General features: G+C 70.0%; 16 protein-coding genes. 9 read left to right on the forward strand and 7 right to left on the reverse strand.

The window, feature by feature from the left end; genetic code table 11:
- Positions 1-186 precede the first annotated feature (186 nt).
- The 3 genes from ACLF6P_RS17285 to ACLF6P_RS17295 all read left to right on the forward strand — a co-directional run bounded on the left by ACLF6P_RS17285 (position 187) and on the right by ACLF6P_RS17295 (position 6157).
- Positions 187-624: a hypothetical protein gene (locus ACLF6P_RS17285; protein ID WP_030860612.1), complete on the forward strand. Its 438-nt coding sequence runs from the start codon at positions 187-189 to the stop codon at positions 622-624.
- A 550-nt stretch (positions 625-1174) separates the two neighbouring features.
- A complete protein-coding gene (locus ACLF6P_RS17290) occupies positions 1175-5152 on the forward strand; it encodes a CHAT domain-containing protein (RefSeq protein WP_415951282.1) in 3978 nt (1325 codons plus the stop codon).
- A 66-nt stretch (positions 5153-5218) separates the two neighbouring features.
- Positions 5219-6157 carry a hypothetical protein gene (locus ACLF6P_RS17295; protein WP_415951283.1) on the forward strand — a complete coding sequence of 313 codons (939 nt, stop codon included), beginning with the start codon at positions 5219-5221 and terminating at the stop codon, positions 6155-6157.
- A 136-nt stretch (positions 6158-6293) separates the two neighbouring features.
- On the opposite strand, the gene ACLF6P_RS17300 is transcribed toward ACLF6P_RS17295, so the two are convergent.
- The 4 genes from ACLF6P_RS17300 to ACLF6P_RS17315 all read right to left on the reverse strand — a co-directional run bounded on the left by ACLF6P_RS17300 (position 6294) and on the right by ACLF6P_RS17315 (position 8853).
- Positions 6294-6881, reverse strand: a complete 588-nt coding sequence (locus ACLF6P_RS17300) for a hypothetical protein (protein WP_415951284.1) — start codon at positions 6879-6881, stop codon at positions 6294-6296.
- Positions 6882-7006: 125 nt separating this feature from the next.
- Entirely contained in the window at positions 7007-7603 is a 597-nt protein-coding gene (locus ACLF6P_RS17305; RefSeq protein ID WP_415951285.1) for a hypothetical protein, read from the reverse strand.
- On the reverse strand, positions 7596-8114 hold the full coding sequence (locus tag ACLF6P_RS17310) for a SigE family RNA polymerase sigma factor (protein ID WP_415951286.1): 519 nt from the start codon (positions 8112-8114) through the stop codon (positions 7596-7598). The genes ACLF6P_RS17305 and ACLF6P_RS17310 overlap by 8 nt, the downstream gene beginning before the upstream one ends.
- Positions 8115-8313: 199 nt before the next feature.
- Complete coding sequence (locus tag ACLF6P_RS17315) at positions 8314-8853, reverse strand: hypothetical protein (RefSeq protein ID WP_415951288.1); 540 nt, start codon at positions 8851-8853, stop codon at positions 8314-8316.
- Between the two features lie 242 nt (positions 8854-9095).
- Here ACLF6P_RS17315 and ACLF6P_RS17320 point away from each other — a divergent pair, with 242 nt between their 5' ends.
- Complete coding sequence (locus ACLF6P_RS17320) at positions 9096-10193, forward strand: magnesium and cobalt transport protein CorA (RefSeq protein ID WP_415951309.1); 1098 nt, start codon at positions 9096-9098, stop codon at positions 10191-10193.
- A gap of 64 nt (positions 10194-10257) precedes the next feature.
- Here the strand turns inward: ACLF6P_RS17320 and ACLF6P_RS17325 are convergent, their stop codons facing one another.
- Positions 10258-10902 (reverse strand): TetR/AcrR family transcriptional regulator, encoded by a 645-nt coding sequence (locus ACLF6P_RS17325; protein ID WP_415951289.1) that lies wholly within the window; start codon positions 10900-10902, stop codon positions 10258-10260.
- Between the two features lie 103 nt (positions 10903-11005).
- Here ACLF6P_RS17325 and ACLF6P_RS17330 point away from each other — a divergent pair, with 103 nt between their 5' ends.
- A complete protein-coding gene (locus tag ACLF6P_RS17330) occupies positions 11006-12460 on the forward strand; it encodes an FAD-dependent oxidoreductase (RefSeq protein ID WP_415951291.1) in 1455 nt (484 codons plus the stop codon).
- Here the strand turns inward: ACLF6P_RS17330 and ACLF6P_RS17335 are convergent.
- The gene (locus ACLF6P_RS17335; protein WP_415951292.1) at positions 12457-12975 is read right to left on the reverse strand and encodes a hypothetical protein; all 519 of its coding nucleotides are present in this window, start codon (positions 12973-12975) and stop codon (positions 12457-12459) included. The two genes, ACLF6P_RS17330 and ACLF6P_RS17335, sit on opposite strands and share 4 nt — an antisense overlap.
- Positions 12976-13243: 268 nt before the next feature.
- Between ACLF6P_RS17335 and ACLF6P_RS17340 the strand changes: the two genes are divergently transcribed.
- On the forward strand, positions 13244-14011 hold the full coding sequence (locus ACLF6P_RS17340; protein WP_415951293.1) for an SDR family NAD(P)-dependent oxidoreductase: 768 nt from the start codon (positions 13244-13246) through the stop codon (positions 14009-14011).
- Positions 14012-14180: 169 nt separating this feature from the next.
- On the opposite strand, the gene ACLF6P_RS17345 is transcribed toward ACLF6P_RS17340, so the two are convergent.
- Positions 14181-15374 carry an RtcB family protein gene (locus ACLF6P_RS17345; protein ID WP_415951294.1) on the reverse strand — a complete coding sequence of 398 codons (1194 nt, stop codon included), beginning with the start codon at positions 15372-15374 and terminating at the stop codon, positions 14181-14183.
- 227 nt (positions 15375-15601) lie between these two features.
- Between ACLF6P_RS17345 and ACLF6P_RS17350 the strand changes: the two genes are divergently transcribed.
- The 3 genes from ACLF6P_RS17350 to ACLF6P_RS17360 all read left to right on the forward strand — a co-directional run.
- Positions 15602-16561: a DUF3558 domain-containing protein gene (locus tag ACLF6P_RS17350; RefSeq protein ID WP_415951295.1), complete on the forward strand. Its 960-nt coding sequence runs from the start codon at positions 15602-15604 to the stop codon at positions 16559-16561.
- 142 nt (positions 16562-16703) lie between these two features.
- Entirely contained in the window at positions 16704-17543 is an 840-nt protein-coding gene (locus ACLF6P_RS17355) for a DUF3558 domain-containing protein (protein ID WP_415951297.1), read from the forward strand.
- 238 nt (positions 17544-17781) lie between these two features.
- Positions 17782-17977 (forward strand): DUF2637 domain-containing protein (locus tag ACLF6P_RS17360; protein ID WP_415951298.1); only part of this gene is annotated, 196 nt, incomplete at its 3' end.

A 17977-nucleotide genomic window follows, 5' to 3' on the forward strand; every position in this document is an offset into this window, starting at 1 on the left:
CAGCAGTCGGGTGGAGATATGCATCGCGGTGGCGGACTGGGCGAGGGGACCGGCGATCAAGGTTCCCTCGGACCGCGTCGTGCCCGGCGCGGGAAGCACCGGCGGGACCAGCACGAAAGCGATGCACAGGCGGCCACCCCGGAACATCCGGAACATACCGAGGACACGGGAATCAGGAGTGGCCGGGTGGGGGTGACCTACAAATACTTCGGCGCTCCCGACGGGGCCACCGCCGCCCGCGTCCCCATCTCCATGCGCCCCGAGGAGCTCGGCGGCGATGAGCTGGGCATGGGCGGCATGTTCACCAAGATCAAGCCCGAGACGATGGCCGCGATGGTGCTCACCGGCATCGAGGGCGTACCGCTGCACAAGGTCCCGCCGCTCGAACTCGTGGTCCTCCACCCCGACTACGCGGTGGTCAAGCTCCCGATGACCGTCGTCGACCCGCTGCGCGGCATCGGCGAGGAGGCCGTCGGCGCGGCGGCCTTCATCTGGTCCACGGTCCCCGACCGCGGCGGACCGCGGGACGCGTTCAACGTGTACCAACTGCTGCACGAGTGGCAGGACTTCTCGCACCGGCTGCATGAGGCGGGGCATCAGGCTTACTGCCTGGTGTGGCCCTGAGCTGGGGTTTGGTGGAGGTCGGGCAAGGACTTCCGGCCTCGCTCTGCTCCGTTGCGTGAAGGCGTCGTCGATCGCCTTGCGGGTGCGGGTTCCGCTGGACGGCAGCAGGTGCGTGTACGTCCGCAGCCTGAAGCCCGGGTCCGGGCAGCCGCGGTACTCGGAGAGCGCCTGCTCAATACCGCATTCCCTTGGAGAAAATCCGGCTGGGGCAGCTCGCCCCCTTCTCCGTGGTGTTCGGCGGCACGACCGCGATCACGACCCCCGGCTGAGAGATTCCGGAGCTCACCAAGCGCGTTCAGCACAGGCTTCCCGAAGACGAGCACGTTCAGTTGGTACTGCCAGTGCGCAGGTTGCTGCCCCGCAAGCCCTACTGGCTGGCGCCGGGAGGAGACCGAGCAAGAACCCACTGCGTCGGCGGAAACACACTGGTCAGACGCCCGAGACCGAGGCATCCACGCGCCCCTGCGCTTGGCCGAGGGCCGGCCAAGGCCCGGCAAAGCCGCCCCCGGCGCAGGTACTGTGCCGCCACAAGGGCACGGGGAGGGTCAGCGTGGCTCAGTTACGGCGCGAGCAGTTCATTGAGGTAGTGGAAGAGCTGGCGAGGCGATGGCTCCGAGGCACCGAGCGTGACTTGCCGATTCGGATGCGCGCCCGGCTCATCGGGGAACGAGCCCTCGACTCGTACGAGACCACGCGCAGAGTGGATGCCCTCACCGACGCAGTCGCGGCATCGAGTGCCGCTGACGCTCTCGGCGCCGGCCTCCCCTCCCTGCGGCGGCGATTGGACCAGGTGCGGGCAGCTCCCGCTCCCCACGCCGAAGCCGTACGGCCGCCGGTCAGCGAGCCAGTCGAACCGGATACGGACCGGCTTGACCAGCTGAACCATTTTCTCCGCTCTCAGACGGGAGAGAGCCGGAGAGAGTATCGCCCTTCGCTGCCCGCTCTGGAAGCCGCCCGCGGATACGAGGGTGAGGCCCGTGGCGTTGCATTGCTGCTGGGCGCACTCCAGTTTCGTGACGTGCTCGACGCCCATCCCGACCGGAATCCGTCGAGCGATGCGTACACCTGGCTCTCCGCCGATGAGCGCCGCCGCCTGCTCCAAGCCCTGCGAACCCGGAGCGTGGACGAGCTGAATCGGGTCGTCGACCCACTGGACCTCGACCAGCTGCAGACCTCCATCGAGTCGAGCACCGGTGAGGAACGGCCCTGGGGCTGGAGCTTCACCCCTGGCGACCTGGCCCTGACACTGCTCCTACGTCACGAACTCCTCCGAGAGCCGGACGATCTCGACCGCGCGGTCGCCGACGCCGAGGCGGCCGTCCGGTTCGCCGAGCAAGGCGGCGAGCAAGAGGTGTACCTGACATGGTTGACCGTGCTCGGGACCGCGCGAATGACGCGCTACGGAACCCGTGGTGGCGCCGATGATCTGAAAGCCGCGGCCGATGTTCTCTGGGAAACCACGACGTTCGCTTCAGAGGCTCCCGTGGCACCAACCGCACGGACCGACTGGTTCCGGGCCGTGGGGACAGTCCAGCGCAGTTACTACGCCATCTCTGGTGAGCTCTCATACCTGCACAGGGCAGTGGACGTCCATGGCAGCCTCATATGGAGCATGGCCTCGTCTCCTCCTGCTCGCGGTTTCTCCGTCTCGCCTGCGGCGTACGCGAGTCTCGGCTACAGCTTCCTTGCCCTGTACGAGCGTTCCGCCGACTCGGGTCTCCTCGAGCAAGGGGTGGACGCTCTGGCCGAGGCTCTTCGACGAGAGGACACCCGTGAGCTCGGGCCGGGTGAATGGACGGAGTGGACCACGGCATACGTCTCCGGCCTGCAGCACGTCTTCAGGACTCGTGGAAGCCGCACGGCGCTGGAACGGCTCATCGGCGAGCTGACCGGCGCCCTGTCCTTCCCGGACCTTCCCCAGTCGAGCCCGGCCAGGACCGTATGGCTCGGCTCGCTCGGTGAGGCGTTGCTGTGGCGCTATGAATTCACCCGCGAAGAGCAGGACTTGCGGGCTGCTCGAAACATCCTCGGCCGCATGGGACTCACCGCCGTACTGGCGGCCGCGGATCACGCCGAGTACCTGCGTACCAGCGACCTGACTGCGCTGGACCGCGCAGTTACGGCCGCTGTCGGCGCGGTGCGCGCCTCCGCAGGACCGGATGGTGCCCACCTGCCCACAGCCCTTCAGCTCGCGCAGTCTCTGATTGCCCGTGCGGAGGTGCTCCGCGCACCGGATGATGCCGCAGCCGCCGCTGATCTGCTCGATCACTGTCTGGAATGGCAGGATCAGCCGGCTGAGCAACTCGCATTGCAGAGCGTCGAGTACGGGCATGCCCTGCTGGTACTGCACAAGGCAGAATCTCTGGCTTCGGGCCGCGGGAGAGCGCATCACCACGACACCGAAGTCCTCGGCGCCGCCGCAGAAGCTCTCATCGAGACGGTGGAGGACCCCCGCTTTCCAAAGCTGGTCAAGACGCTGGCAGTCGACTTCCTGGCCCTGGCGATGGCATGGGGCAGGGAACGGAGAGACCGCCGTGAAGACGGCTACGACGACGATCGGGACGCGGCTCTGTGGCGGACCACCCGGATTGTTCTGAACGAGAGTGCCAGGCGGTACGGACAACCCCTGCAACGGCGCGGGATCGAGGAACTTCGTGGCTTCCCCGAAGTCATTCGCGACGATCTGCATGCCCGTGCTGTCGATGTTCTGATGCGACGCCCGAGTGCACAGCCGACCGAACAGGCCCGCCTGGTGATGGCCGAGGCGGAGGACCTGGCACACCGGTGCCTTGAAGCCGGTGAGTATCGAGCCGCGCTCGAAGTCGTGGAGTCCGGGCGGGCGATGCTGGTGGAGACGGCCACTGGGACGGATGCCACCGGAGACCGAACCATCCGGCACGGGCTCTCCTCAGCGCGTGAGCGGTGGCTTGAGGCTCTGCCGGCGATCGGCCCGCCAGCGGGTCCACAGCTTGGCATCCCGATGGGCGGTCGGCCCGTCAGTCTCCCCGAGGTCGCTGCCGGACGGCGCCTGCTGCCGCTGCCGGAAAGCGAGCGGGACTCCTTGCGTGACGCACTCGGTGACATCATTTCCGCACCCACGCCAGAGGACATCGTCGAAATGTGTCGTGCCCTGGGCATCGACGCCGTAGTGCACCTCTTGGCCGGGCGGCGCCACGGCTGGGCCCTGGTCACCCACAGGGACGGGACCTCCACACCCCTGCGGCTTCCTCATCTTCGGGAGCATGCAACCGAATTGGTGCACTTCATGGCGGCACATGACCAGCGACTGCGTGCCAGGAATGCCAAGGAAAGCCCCAGTGACTCCTCGTGGCGCAAGGCTCTGCGCGATGTTTGTGACTGGGCCTGGAAAGCCGCCATCGAGTCACTCTCGCATTGCCTCACCGAGCGGGGGATCAAGGGCACACCACGGGTCGTCATCATCCCGTCCGGAGCCCTCGGCCTTGTCCCCTGGCACGCTGCCCGGTACCGGGTGTCTGCGCCGGGCGGAGGTGCGCACCGCTTCGCAGTCGAGTCGATGGCCTTCAGCTACGCGCCGTCCGCACAGGCCCTTTCCTGGTATGCCGACCGAGCGCTCCCGCAGCTCACCGGCAGCGGCGTGGTGGTCGTCGATCCGACCGACGACCTGCCTCATGCCCGTCAGGAGGGAGAGGACATCTTCCGCTGGCACTATTCGAAAGGTCAGCGGCTCAGCAGCTCCGGTCGGCACGGAGCGATGCCGGCGACACCCCGCGCGGTGCTCGGCGCGTTGAACGTACGTTCCGGCGAACTCAACCATCCAGTGGTCCACTTCGCCTGCCATGCGCAAAGCCTCGTCGCTTCCGGTGAGTCGCACCTCGTTCTCGCCGGTGGGCAACGGCTCAGTGTCGCGACGATCCTCGACCGGCCGCATCACCCACGTCACGGCCGGCGGCAGTCCGCACAGCTCATCGTCCTGTCCGCCTGCGCCACAGCCGTGCCCGGAGCGCACTATGACAGCGCGTTGAGCCTGACCACAGCCTTCGCAGCGACCGGGGCGTCGGCCGTGGTGGGATCGCTGTGGGCAGTGAACGACGCGATGACCGCCGCTCTCATGCGCGATTTCCACGCGCTGCTCAACCTGGACGAGATCCCTCCGGCGGAGGCGCTGCGCACGGCCCAGCTCCGCGCCCTCCGGAATGCCCGGGCTCGGCCGTTCGTGAAATCGGCTCAGGCCAGAACACGGGCCGAGGACCCCTGGTACTGGGCCGCGTTCGTCCATCAAGGTCTGGGGCACTCGGCAGCAGTGCACGGCCCTGTGCTCTCATCCGTCGTTGCTCCGCTGCCGGACAGCGGGCCTGCAGGCTCTGGAGCCACCGCTCAGACACTACGGCTGCCGATCTTCGCCAGTCTTCCGGGCTCGGACCCGTCCGCCATCGTGTGGAGATGTCCGGTGGACGGGTGTCCGGAGAAGGCAACCGGCGACATGGACTCGCCGTTCGACGCCGACTGCTGCCCTGCTCACCCGTCCGACGCGTTCGTCCTGGCCTAGGCGGCGACCTTGGGCGGCCTGGTCAAAGGACTCCTTGAACCCATCGCGAAGCGGTGGAGTGCGGTCATGGGCGGCCCTCTGCTCCTGTACTGGCTGACCGGCGCACTGGTCGTGCTGTGGCGGCGTGGTGCCGGGACTCATGTCTGCCGCACGTCCGACTCGCCGGTATCGGTCCCGTGCATGATCGCCACGCAGCGGCCGCTGGGGCCTGTCCTCCTGACGGCGGCCGCGACCGCAATCATCGTGATGTCCGCATGGGCGCTGTCCGCGTCGGCGGCTTTCGCCCTCGAAGTGCTCGCAGGCCGCTGGGGCATGTCGCGAATCGCGCTCGCCTGGACTCGCCTCCGTATGGCCCGGCACCATGCCCGCCGTTCCGAGCTCCACGCCGCGCAGGAGGAGGAGCCGCCGGTCGGGCTCAGCGCCGAAGGCCGCAAGGCCTGGCTGAGCCAGAACGGTTGGCGCACCGCACGCAAGCGGGCCGCGCACGCCCGCTATCCACGACAGAGAGACCGCGTGCCGGTACTTCCCACAGCCATCGGCAACGCACTCGTCTCGGTGTCGACGGAGACCAGACGGAAGTACGGACTCGACCTCGCCCTGTGCTGGGATCCGTTCGTGAAGGCCCTTGACGCGGAGGTACGGGACGAGCTCATCGCTGCTGCCACCCGGGTTTTCGCGCGCGTACAGGGGCTGATGTGCGCGGCGGCAGCCGGATTCTGGGCCATCCTCATCCCGGGCATCTGGCCGCGGTTGTTGTGGGTGTCCATGTGCGCAGGTCTCGTCTGGGCCGCGCACCGCTCCCTCCGGGTCGGCATCGACGCCTACTGCCGCCATGTGACTGATGTCTTCGCCATTCACCGAGTGCGGCTCTACCGGGCCTTGGGGCTGAAGCCGCCCGCAGCCGTACAGGAAGAAGTCAGCTGCGGCTTGAAGTTGAATGCCGTGCTGTCCCGCAGGATTCCTGCCGGTTCACCGCCCATTGGCTACGAGTGGCCGCCCGCGTGAGCGCAGTTGGTACATGCCGCATCGGTCGAACTGAGTGACGATCGGGCGGTGCTGCCCGGCACGTCTCCGACCTGTCCCTTCCCGCGGATCGGCCCGGCTTCGGACCTCATCCGCAAGGGAAGTCAGGTCGGCCGGTTCACGGACGGAACAGCGAAGCCACCTTGGTGACCTGGCCCTGACCGTCGAAGCTCAGGTCGAAGCCGACGCCCGCGCTCTCACGGGGGTCCAGCTTCGTGAACTGGGTGACGAAATCGGCCTGCGCGGTCTCCACCGGCACGGCACGCCCGGAACCCGCCGGGACATCGGCCTCCCGCACCGGGACGGTCAGCAGGACGCGGGCGTCCTTCGCCAGGGTGACCGTGCTGAAGTCGCCCGTGCCGGGGGTGATCTCCCACGTGTCGAACTGGGTGTTCACCTTCTTCTCGGCGGTCCGCACCGACAGCTTGGTCAGCCCGTCCTCGGTCCAGGCCTTCTCGATCGTGACGAACTGCTTCGTACCGGCGAAGGGGCTCTTGCCGGACGGCGTGGCGGCCGTGCTCTCGTCGCCGGCCGCGGTGGGCGCCGGAGCGGCCGTCGTGGGCGCCGGAGCGGCCGTCTTCGCGCTCCCGGCGGGAGCGGCGGAGTCCTTGGTCTGCTCGCCGCAGCCGGTCAGGACGAGTGCGCCGAGGGCGGCGGCGGCGAGGAGGCGCAGGGTGACGGGGCGGTGGGAAGTGCGCATGGTCATCGTTCTCCTGGGACGGTGCGATCGGGTTACACGGTCTCTACGCCCTGGCCCGTACGCCGGGTTGCATCCGTCCGCAGAATTTTTTCGACCGCGCACCGACCGCTCACCGGCCACTCACCGACCGGTCACCGACCGCTCAGCCAGTACGCCTCCCGCAGCGACTGGACCCGGCCCTCGCCGTCGTAGTCGAGGGCGAACACCCACTGCGGCGGGCCGGACTTCAGGCGGTCCACGAGATCCACGAGCCGCATGTCGCCGCGCTTCCCGCCCGCGAGTTCCGCCACCTCGACCGGAGTCACCGCCGCCAGGGTCAGCTCGTGCACCACGCCGGTGGACCGGAGCCGAGCCGGCTCCTCACGGACCTGCTCGACGGTGATACGGACCCGGTCGCCGTCGAGCGCCACGGCGTCGTACACATAGCCGAGTTCGGTGGCGTACTCCTGGCCCGGCACCGGCGTCGGCGCCACGAACAGCGAGGCGCTCGCCGACGGGTCCGGATCCGCGGCCGGTCCCGGGCCCGGCTCGGGCCGGAACAGCGTCAGGCCGCCCACGGCCACCGCGACGGCCAGCAGCGCGCCGCCCGACATCTGGGCCGCGCGCTTGCGCCGCCTGCGCCGGTCGCCCCGCGCCCGGATCAGCTCGGCGGGCAGCGGCACGACCACCTGCGCGCTGTCGGCGGCAAAGCCGGACAGCCGCTCGTCCAAGACGTTCTCGTCAACCACGCCCCACCTCCGAAACCCGGCCCGCCCGCGGATCCAGTTCGGTATCCGTCAGCAGCTTCGCCAGCGCGGCCCGTCCGCGGCTCAGCTGCGCCTTGACCGTACCGACCGGTGAACCAGTCTCCTCCGCGACCTGCTTCACTTCCAGATCGCACAGGTGATGCAGCACGATGGCCCGCCGCTGCGCCGCCGGGATCTGCTTCAGCGCGCCCACCAGAAGGACATGGTGATCGTCCGGCGGCGCCACGTTCGGGGGCGGCCCCTGCCGCTTCGCGAAGCTCAGCGCGGTGCGCACCCGCCGCCAGCGGCTGACCGCGAGGCGGTAGGCGACGGTGCGCACCCATGCCTCGGGCGCGCCGTCCTTGTCCAGGGCGGTGCGGCGTTCCCAGGCGCGTACGAAGGCTTCCTGGACGACGTCCTGCGCTTCGGCCCGGTCGCCGATCATCGCGTAGAGCTGGCTGATGAGCCGGCCCACGCTGCCGGCATAGAAGGCGTCGAAGGCCTGCTCGTCCATCCCCCACCAGGTCTTCGGAAGGCCATGCATGTTCGATCGTGTGCACCTTGCCACTTGGGCTCCTGTGGCGCAAGGAGTCCCAAGTGGCGGATGGGCTGCGGGCTTTCCGCAGGTGGCGGCGCTGGGGGGCTGTGCAGCCGGTGGCGCGTGGCGCGGCACGGGTGGGGCCGGGGCTACGCGGCCGGGCAGCTCGCGAGGGCTACGCGGCCGGCGGGTCGAGGCGGAGGCGCGCCGTCTCCGTCGGCGGCAGGTAGCGCACCTCGGACCTGGACGGCGCGAGGGCCTTGCGGGCGCGGGCACGCATCGTGTGCGTGGCCGCGAGCTGGCGGCAGGCCTCGCACCAGGTGTCGGAGTGCCGGGCCGCGTGGCCCGCGGCGGTGAAGTCGTCGAAGTACAGCGGATCGCTGCGGTGTGTCAGGCACTCGACCTCGTAGCGGTCGGTGCGCGCCGGACGCCGCCCCGGTTGGGGACCGAGCGTGTCCCGCAGTACGGTCCGCGCACCGGTGTCGCGGCGGGTGAACACCCGCCCCTGCGCATCGAGTTCGGCAAGCTTGCGCCGGGCGGACGCGAACGACCGGCGGTGGACGGCGACGCTGTCCGGATCGGGGCTGAGCGCCTGGGCCGCGCGGGTGCGGGCCCGGTCGAGGGCGAGTTCCATCCGGTGGGCCCGCATTCTCGCGGTGGCCTGCAGCCGCTTGCGGCGGGCGTACTGGTGGGCGTCCGGTATACCGCTGCTCATATCGCGTGCTCTCCTTCGGCTCCCCGAGCCAAAAGGTCACTCCGTATGGCCGGAGTCCTCCGGGAGTCGACTGTAAGCAGATTGGCGTAAGCCCGCATGCGCAATCCGATTCGTACCGTAATCACCGCAGGTCAGCATCGCTGGAAGGAGGCATGGACCGGTGGCGTACGGGCAGGGGCGTGGCAGGCTGCCTCGCAACCGGACGGCGGCCGTGCCGCAGGACACAAGGGGGCGTGCAACCGATGCCGGTGATCCGCAGACTGCGCCGCGTCGTGCGCCGTGCGCGGCGCACGACGGTGGATCTCAGCCATCCCGCGCGTTCGCCGCTGGGCAGTGCAGTGGTCAACTGCGTGGTCTACCGGGGCGGGAAGCGGCAGTCCGGCCCCTGGGAAGGGCTGAGCGGACCGGAAGCGCTGCGCCGTGTGCGCGAGGAGGGCGAGGGCTTCGTATGGATCGGGCTGCATGAGCCGGACGAGCAGGAAATAGCCGCCCTCGCCGAGCCTTTCGGGCTGCATCCGCTCGCCGTCGAGGACGCGGTGAAGGCGCATCAGCGGCCCAAGGTGGAGCCGTACGACGGCACGCTCTTCGCCGTCTTCAAGTCGGTCTGCTACGTCGAGCACGACGAGCTCACCGCCACGAGCGAGGTGGTGGACACCGGCGAGATCATGGTCTTCGCCGGCCGGGACTTCGTCATCACGGTCCGGCACGGGCGGCACGGCTCGCTCGGGCCCGTACGCGAAGGGCTCGAGGCCGATCCGGAGCAGCTGGCCAAGGGGCCTTCGGCGGTGCTGCACGCGATCGCCGACTTCGTGGTCGACGAGTATCTGAGCGTCGCGGACGCGGTGCATCACGATGTCGACGAGGTCGAGAGCCAGGTGTTCTCGCCCGATGCGGCCCAGGTCGACCTCGGCCGCATCTACCAGCTCAAGCGGGAACTCCTGGGGCTGAAACGGGCCACGCAGCCGCTCACCCGGCCACTGGCGAGTCTCTCGGAGCGCCGCAACCCGCTGATCGACCCGGGCGTGCAGGCGTACTTCCGTGACGTCGGCGACCACCTGACCACCACCGTCGAGCAGATCGCCGCCTTCGACGCACTGCTCGACTCGATCCTGCAGGCGCATCTGGCGCAGGTGACGGTCGCGCAGAACGAGGACATGCGGAAGATCACCGCGTGGGCGGCGGTGATCGCCGTGCCCACCATGGTGTGCGGTGTGTACGGGATGAACTTCACGCGGATGCCGGAACTGCAGTGGCGCTACGGGTACTTCCTCGTCCTCTCGGTAACGGCGGTGGCGTGTTTCGCGGTGCACCGGTTGTTCCGGCGCAGGGGATGGCTGTGAAGGGCGGCTGCTGAACCGGCCTACGGATCCGACGCCACCGGTCTACGGTTCCGACGCCACCGGTCTACGGCTCCGGCGCCGTCAGATAGCGCTGGACCGTGGGCGCCAGCCAGTCGACCACCTCCTCCTTCGGCATCTCGGCGGCGGGCGGGAAGCGCAGGACGAAACGGGCGAGCGCCATGCCCAGGATCTGGGAGGCGACCAGCGCGGCGCGGCGCGGCGCCTCGGCCGGGTCGGGGCAGACCTGGGCGGCCAGGGGGCCGATCTGGTCCCGGAAGACCTGCTGCATCCGCTCGGCGCCCGCGGGGTTGGTGGCTCCGACGCGCAGCAGGGCGGTGAGGACCTCGTCCTGCTCCCAGCGGTCGAGGAAGTGGGAGACGAGGAAGCGGCCGACGTGGTCGCGAGGATCGCCCTGGCTCCCTTCGCCGCCCTCACCGTCTCGGTCGCCGTGGCCGGTGGGCTGGATCCGTACGTCCATCGCGGCCGGCAGGTTCAGGTCGATATCGGCGGCGGCGGCGAAGAGCCCCTCCTTGCTGCCGTAGTAGCGCATCACCATCGACGGGTCGATCTCGGCGTCCTTGGCGATGGCGCGGATCGTCGCCCGCTCGTAGCCGTCGGCCGCGAAGCGCTCGCGGGCGGCGGCGAGGATCGCGGCGCGGGTGGCGTCGGAGCGCCGGGGCCTGGGGCTCATCACCTTCGAGCTCTGCATGCCAACAAATGTAGGCCAACAAGCGTTGACAGTCCAGCGCGAGTCGGCCTATCGTTGCCAACGAGCGTTGACCAACACCCGTTGGCATTCCGAGGAGGCCGCCATGACCGGCACGACCGAGAACCGCACCGCAGAGCAGAGCACCACCCCTGTCGCAGACGTCGTCATCGTCGGCGCGGGCCCCACCGGCCTGCTGCTCGCGGGCGATCTGGCCGCCGCGGGGATAAAGGTGACCGTCCTCGAGAAGCGCCCGGCCAAGCTCAGCAACCTGACCCGCGCCTTCGGCGTGCACGCCCGCACCCTGGAGGTGCTCGACGCCCGCGGCCTCGCCGAGGAACTGCTCCCCACCGGCCGGAAGATCACCGAGCTGCGCCTGTTCAGCTCGCTCTCCCTCGACCTCTCCCGGCTGCCCTCCCGCTTCCCCTTCCTGCTGTCCACCCCGCAGTACGAGGTGGAGCGGCTGCTGCACCGCAGGGCGAGCGAGCACGGCGCGATCTTCGTGCACGACGCCGAGGTCACCGGGCTGCGCCAGGACGACGAGGGCGTGACGCTGGACGTACGGAGCACGGACGGCACGAGCAGTGCGTACCGGGCGGCGTATGCCGTGGGCACGGACGGGGTGCGCAGCGCCGTCCGCAGGGCCGTCGGCCAGCCCTTCCCCGGACACTCCGTGATCAGCTCGATCGTCCTCGCCGACGTACGGCTCAAGAGCGAGCCCGACCTGACGGTGGCGGTCGACGGGCAGAAGGGCGCCTTCGGATTCCTGATCCCCTTCGGCGACGGATACTGGCGGGTCGGCGGCTGGTACCGCGACCGCGCCGACATCCCCGACGACGCCCCGGTCGACCTCGACGAACTGCGCGGCATCATCCGCCGTGCCTTCGGCACGGACTTCGGGATGCACGACGCGCGCTGGCTCTCCCGCTTCCACAGCGACGAGCGCCAGGTTCCCGAATACCGCACCGGCCGCGTCTTCCTCGCCGGAGACGCCGCACACACCCACTCCCCCGCGGGCGGCCAGGGCATGAACACCGGCCTGCAGGACGCCAACAACCTCGGCTGGAAACTGGCCGCCGTGCTCACCGGCCGCGCCCCCGAAAGCCTCCTCGACACCTACCAGAGCGAGCGCCACCCCGTCGGCACCGCCGTGCTGCGCAGCAGCGGAGCGATCGTCCGCCTCGCGATGGCCCACAACCCGGCCCAGCTCGCGGCCCGCTGGCTGGCCGCGAAGGTGGTCAACACCGCGGCACCCGTCAGCCGCAAGGCCCTCGGCCAGATCACCGGCATCGGCTATGCCTACGAGGCACCCCTCGGCGCCCACCGCCTGGTGGGCCACCGCGCCGAGGACACCCTGCTCACCGACGGCACCCGCCTCTACGAGGCACTGCGCACCGGCCAGTTCGTCCTGATCGCCCCGGAGGGAACGGAGCTTCCGGCCGACCTCCAGACCCTCGCGGGCAAGCGCCACATACGCGCCCAGCGCCAGGACGGCCGGCCTTTGGCTCAGCTCGTCCGCCCCGACGGGTACGTGGCCTGGGCCCGGGGCCAGCAGGCCTAGAAGGCGTACAGGTCCCCGGTCTCAAGGGTCAGCACCTTGTGCCGGTTGTTGGCGGTGTTCCGGTCCTGGGCACCGCCGTTCCACACCGTGTCGATCCGGACCGTGACCTCACTCGGCGAGCCCTTGAGGCGCAGGTCGAGGGCGAGCTCTTCGCTCCAGCCCCCGGCCCCGATCCCGCCCGTGGAGCAGAGCACCACCCGCTGACCGCCCCGCAGACAGCGGTCCGGCAGCTCCTGCCCGTCCGCCAGGGGCGCCGAGGTGCGCAGCCGGACCGTGGCATCGGAGACGTCGGCGGGCCCGTGGTTCTGCGGTGTCAGCCAGACACCCAGCCGCCCCTGCCACAGCGCGGTATGGCCGTGGTAGGCCACATCGGCCTCCGGCGCCACCACCTCCGCGGGCACCACCTCCGCGGGCACCACCTCCGCGGGCACCGCCTCCGCGGGCACCGCCACGGCCAGCGCGGCGGCACCCACCGCGGCCGCGACAAGTCCCGCGTTCTTCACCCGAACTCGCATATCCGCTCCCACGCCGTTCCCAGAACCAGCAGTCCGATCCGCGCGCAACATACCGATATCAGGCAGTTCGGCACGCTCGGACAGGGCCCGAGCCGGCCCACGAACACCCACACACCAACCGGTTGACCGAAGGCGCCTCGGCCACCCCGGTTAGCCTGACCCCACCCGCCAGGAACCCGCGCAGGAGCCACGCGAGCCGCACAAGCCACACGAGCCGCGTGCACCGCACCCATCGCACCCATCGCACCCACCGCACGAGGAGCAGCCCATGACCGCCGCCGCAGCCCGCCGTACCGCAGTCGTCACCGGCGCGAGCAGCGGCATCGGAGCCGCGACCGCCCGCAAGCTGGCCGAAGCGGGCTTCCACGTGGTGCTGACCGCCCGCCGCAAGGACCGCATCGAGGCCCTCGCCGCCGAACTCACCGAGTCGGGGCTCTCCGCCGACGCCCAGGCCCTCGACGTCACGGACCGCGCGGCGGTGGACGCCTTCGCGGGCGCCCTCGACGGCGTGGACGTCCTGGTCAACAACGCGGGCGGCGCACTGGGCGCCGACCCGGTCGCCACCGGCGACCCCGCGGACTGGCGCCGGATGTACGAGGTCAACGTGATCGGCGTACTCAACATGACCCAGGCCCTGCTCCCCGCCCTGACCGACAGCGGCGACGGCACGGTCGTGGTCCTCTCCTCCACCGCGGGCCACGCCACGTACGAGGGCGGCGCGGGCTATGTCGCCGCGAAGAACGGCGCCCGCGTCCTCGCCGAGACCCTCCGCCTCGAACTGCTCGGCCGCCCGGTCCGCGTCATCGAGATCGCCCCCGGCATGGTCAAGACCGAGGAATTCGCCACCACCCGCTTCGCCGGCGACACCGAGAAGGCCGCCAAGGTCTACGAGGGCGTCACCGAGCCCCTCACGGCCGAGGACGTGGCCGACACCGTCACCTGGACCATCACCCGCCCCAGCCACGTCAACATCGATCTCGTCCTGCTCCGCCCCCGGGCCCAGGCCTCCAACACCAAGGTCCACCGCGAGCTCTGAGCAGAGGGCCGCGGCGCAAACACGCGAAGGGCCCACGCGCGCGAACGCGGAGAGCCACGCAAGCACGCGAAAGGCCGGGAAGCCGCTCCCACACGACTTCCCGGCCACCGGTCCGGTCCGGCGGACCCCGCCGGACCGGCCCTCACCGAGGCCCCCGCCTCAGCGGCTCTCACCCCTTCACACACACCACCTGCCTGAGCTTCGCCACCACCTGCACCAGGTCCCGCTGCTGGTCGATGACCTGCTCGATCGGCTTGTACGCGCCGGGGATCTCGTCCACCACACCGGAGTCCTTGCGGCACTCCACGCCCTGCGTCTGCTGCTCCAGGTCGCGCGTCGAGAAGCGCCGCTTCGCCGCGTTGCGGCTCATCCTGCGACCGGCGCCGTGCGAGGCGGAGTTGAAGGAGTCCGGGTTGCCGAGGCCCTTCACGATGTACGAGCCGGTACCCATGGAGCCCGGGATGATCCCGTACTCCCCGGAGCCCGCGCGGATCGCCCCCTTGCGGGTGACGAGCAGGTCCATACCCTCGTACCGCTCCTGAGCCACGTAGTTGTGGTGGCAGGAGATCTCGGGTTCGAAGGTCGGCTTGGCCTTCTTGAACTCCTTGCGGATCACGTCCCGGAAGAGCCCCATCATGATCGCGCGGTTGTACTTGGCGTACTCCTGCGCCCAGTAGAGGTCGTTCCGGTAGGCCGCCATCTGCGGGGTGTCCGCGATGAACACCGCGAGGTCGCGGTCGACGAGCCCCTGGTTGTGCGGCAGCTTCTGCGCCTCGCCGATATGGAAGTCGGCGAGCTCCTTGCCGATGTTGCGCGAGCCGGAGTGCAGCATCAGCCAGACCGAGTCCGTCTCGTCGAGACAGAACTCGATGAAGTGGTTTCCCGATCCGAGCGTTCCGATCTGCTTCGTGGCCCGCTCCTGACGGAACCTGACCGCCTCGGCCACGCCGTCGAAGCGCCCCCAGAAGTCGTCCCACCCGGACGTCGCGAATCCGTGCATACGGGTCGGGTCCACCGGCTCCGTGTGCATGCCGCGCCCCACCGGGATGGCCTGTTCGATCTTGGAGCGGAGGCGGGACAGATCGCCCGGGAGGTCGTTGGCCGTCAGGGAGGTCCTGACCGCCGACATGCCGCAGCCGATGTCGACACCGACCGCCGCCGGGCAGACCGCGCCGTGCATGGCGATGACCGAGCCGACCGTCGCGCCCTTGCCGTAGTGGACGTCGGGCATGACGGCGAGGCCCTTGATCCACGGAAGCGTGGCGACGTTCCGCAGCTGCTGCATCGCGCCCGCCTCGACCGTCGCCGGGTCCGCCCACATGCGGATGGGGACCTTCGCCCCGGGCACCTCTACGTAACTCATGGATCGTTCAACCCCCGAAGAAGAAAACAAGTAGAGACCGCAGTGCGCACAAGGTGCGCGTAACGCAATTAGTGGGGCCTTGGTCGACAAAAGGGACGGTTGACCGGCCATCGCGGCGGTGCGTGCGATACACATTGTGTTCACCGGCCTGTGCGCGACGCCAATGCTTTTCGCCGTACGGGGCCGGGTCAGACCGGCGAGACCGCATCCGAAGGAGGGCCCGCAGCGTGCGGCAAAAGGGGTATCTGGCGGGCGCGGCCACGCTCGCCGCCGTGCTGCTCTCGGGCTGCACCTCCGGTTCCGGGGACGAGACCGGGAGCACGGACGGAAAGGGCGGCGGCTTCGCACCGAGCCCGAGCCGGACGGCCGAGCCCGGCAAGTACCGCTCGCTGCCGGATCCCTGCGATGCGGTGGGCCGTGACGCCCTGGACTCGATGCTGCCGGGCCTCGAAGCGCTGCAGGAGCGCCGGCGCGAGAAGCTGTACGCGGGTTCCGCGGCGGTGACGTTCGACACGGACCGCAGGGCGGGGTGCAGTTGGACGGTTGACTCGCCGGACGCCACGCACCGGCTCCATGTCGACTTCGAGCGCGTGGTCTCGTACGACAACGCGGTCAGCGATGACGCGCTCGCGGAGAGCCTCTTCCTGGATCGGAGGATCGCAGCGGACCTCCCGGAGCCGACGTCGACGGACGAGGAAACGGACGAGGAGACGGGCGGCGAGACCGACGGGGAAACAGGCGGGGGAGGCGACGAGAAGGACGGCGCGGACGACGGCGAGGAATCCCGGAAGCCCTCCGGCGGGACCTCCGACGCCGCCTCGCGGTCGGCTTCGCGATCGGCTCCGGACAGGGCTTCGGATACGGCCTCGGATACGGCCTCGGGCTCGGCGGACCCCGAGCACGGCACCCCGAGCACCTCGCCCTCGACCACCCCGCCCCCGGAGGGCCTGGAGCCACGGATCCTGGAGGGCCTGGCCGACGAGGCCTTCCTCGACGACGAGCTGAGCGCGGCCGATTCGGCGGCACGGCGCCGCGTGGTGACTGTGGTGTTCCGCACGTCGAACGTCCTGGTGACCGTCGAGTACGAGGCCCGTCCCGCCTCCGTGCAGGAAGTGCCGGACAGCAAGGAACTGCAGGACAGGGCCCAGGTTCTGGCCGGAAGGCTGGCGGAGCGCTTCACGGACTGAGGGTGTCGGGGTTCACCGCGGGCGGGTTCCGGTTTCGCCTCACGGCGGTGCGGCACCGGCTACCGTGGCTGGGCGGAACCCAGGGGGCCGCCGCCGTACAGGCGCCCGTGACGGACCCGCACGACTGATGAGCGAAGGAACCATGCACCGAAAAGGACCGCGATTCACCCGCATTCTGGCCGCCTGCGCGCTCGTTCCGGTGGTGCTGACCGCCGCGGCGTGCTCCTCGGGCTCGGGTGACGGCAACGGCGACGGTGGCAAGAGCGACTCCGGCGCCGGCTCCTCCGCCTCGAAGGAGACCGGCGGCAAGGACGGGGCGGCGAGCCTGGAGGCCGCCGCGTTCGCGCAGCTGCCTGCGGCGTGCAAGGTGCTGTCGTCGAAGACCGTCAAGGACCTGGTACCCAAGGTTGACGACAAGTCCGGCAAGTCGGGCAAGTCCTCGGATGTCACGACGAGCGGCAGCTGCGCCTGGAAGGGCCTCGACGACAACGGCCTGGACGGCTCGCAGTACCGCTGGCTGTCCACCTCCCTGCGCCGCTTCGACTCGGAGCCGGGCCTGGGCAGCGCGGAGGAGCGCGCCAAGGACTACTTCGAGAAGCAGGTCTCCGCGGCCACCGGCACGGAGGGCGCGAAGAACGTGAAGTCGGCCCCGGTGAAGGGCATCGGCGATGCGGCCGTGACCGTCCGCTACGAGCTCGACAAGGGCAAGCTCGGCGACTACCGCCAGCAGACGGTCGTCACCCGGATCGAGAACGTCGTGGTGACCCTGGACTACAACGGCGCCGGCCTCGCGGGCGAGAAGACCCCGAAGGCCGAATCCATGGTCAAGGCCGCCGAGAAGGCCGCGAAGGAGGCGGTCGCCTCCGTGCAGGACGCCAACGAGAAGGCCTCTCAAGCCGCTTCGCCGTCCCCCTCCCCTTCGGCGAAGGCCTCGGACGAGGCCTCCGACAAGCCCTCCGACGAGGCTTCCGACAAGTCGTAGACCTCCCGGAACCCCCCGCACCCGCAAGCCCGGCCGTTCATCCGACGGCCGGGCTTCGCCAGTACGGGCCCCGCCTTCGCCGGTACCGGCCCGGCCTTCGCCCATACCGGCCCACGGCCACCCGCACGCATGTGCCAGGCTGTTGCGCGCATACGGGCCCGGGCGGCGGCAAGCGCGGGCAGGCACTTGGAGGGGATCACGGGTGGCAGGGCCACTTCAGCTGACGCGGACACACCGCATGTTGATCGGGGTGGTGGTCGCGGGTGCGGTCGTCATCGCCGCCATCGGGTTCGCGGGCTCCTACGCAGCGGTGCGCGAGCTCGCCGAGAACAAGGGCTTCGGAGACTTCTCGCTGGTCTTCCCGATCGGCATCGACGCAGGCATCTGCGTCCTGCTCGCCCTCGACCTCCTCCTCACCTGGATCCGCATCCCCT

Source organism: Streptomyces lothianensis (assembly GCF_047779955.1).
Taxonomy (GTDB): domain Bacteria; phylum Actinomycetota; class Actinomycetes; order Streptomycetales; family Streptomycetaceae; genus Streptomyces.

Bases quoted from the DNA above. Each gene is read 5' to 3' on its own strand.
- ACLF6P_RS17320 (WP_415951309.1), top strand. From the start codon at position 9,096: ATGCCGGTGATCCGCAGACTGCGCCGCGTCGTGCGCCGTGCGCGGCGC.
- ACLF6P_RS17340 (WP_415951293.1), top strand. From the start codon at position 13,244: ATGACCGCCGCCGCAGCCCGCCGTACCGCAGTCGTCACCGGCGCGAGC.
- ACLF6P_RS17355 (WP_415951297.1), top strand. From the start codon at position 16,704: ATGCACCGAAAAGGACCGCGATTCACCCGCATTCTGGCCGCCTGCGCG.
- ACLF6P_RS17300 (WP_415951284.1), bottom strand. From the start codon at position 6,881: ATGACCATGCGCACTTCCCACCGCCCCGTCACCCTGCGCCTCCTCGCC.
- ACLF6P_RS17315 (WP_415951288.1), bottom strand. From the start codon at position 8,853: ATGAGCAGCGGTATACCGGACGCCCACCAGTACGCCCGCCGCAAGCGG.
- ACLF6P_RS17330 (WP_415951291.1), top strand. From the start codon at position 11,006: ATGACCGGCACGACCGAGAACCGCACCGCAGAGCAGAGCACCACCCCT.
- ACLF6P_RS17335 (WP_415951292.1), bottom strand. From the start codon at position 12,975: ATGCGAGTTCGGGTGAAGAACGCGGGACTTGTCGCGGCCGCGGTGGGT.
- ACLF6P_RS17325 (WP_415951289.1), bottom strand. From the start codon at position 10,902: ATGCAGAGCTCGAAGGTGATGAGCCCCAGGCCCCGGCGCTCCGACGCC.
- ACLF6P_RS17345 (WP_415951294.1), bottom strand. From the start codon at position 15,374: ATGAGTTACGTAGAGGTGCCCGGGGCGAAGGTCCCCATCCGCATGTGG.
- ACLF6P_RS17295 (WP_415951283.1), top strand. From the start codon at position 5,219: ATGGGCGGCCCTCTGCTCCTGTACTGGCTGACCGGCGCACTGGTCGTG.
- ACLF6P_RS17310 (WP_415951286.1), bottom strand. From the start codon at position 8,114: ATGGACGAGCAGGCCTTCGACGCCTTCTATGCCGGCAGCGTGGGCCGG.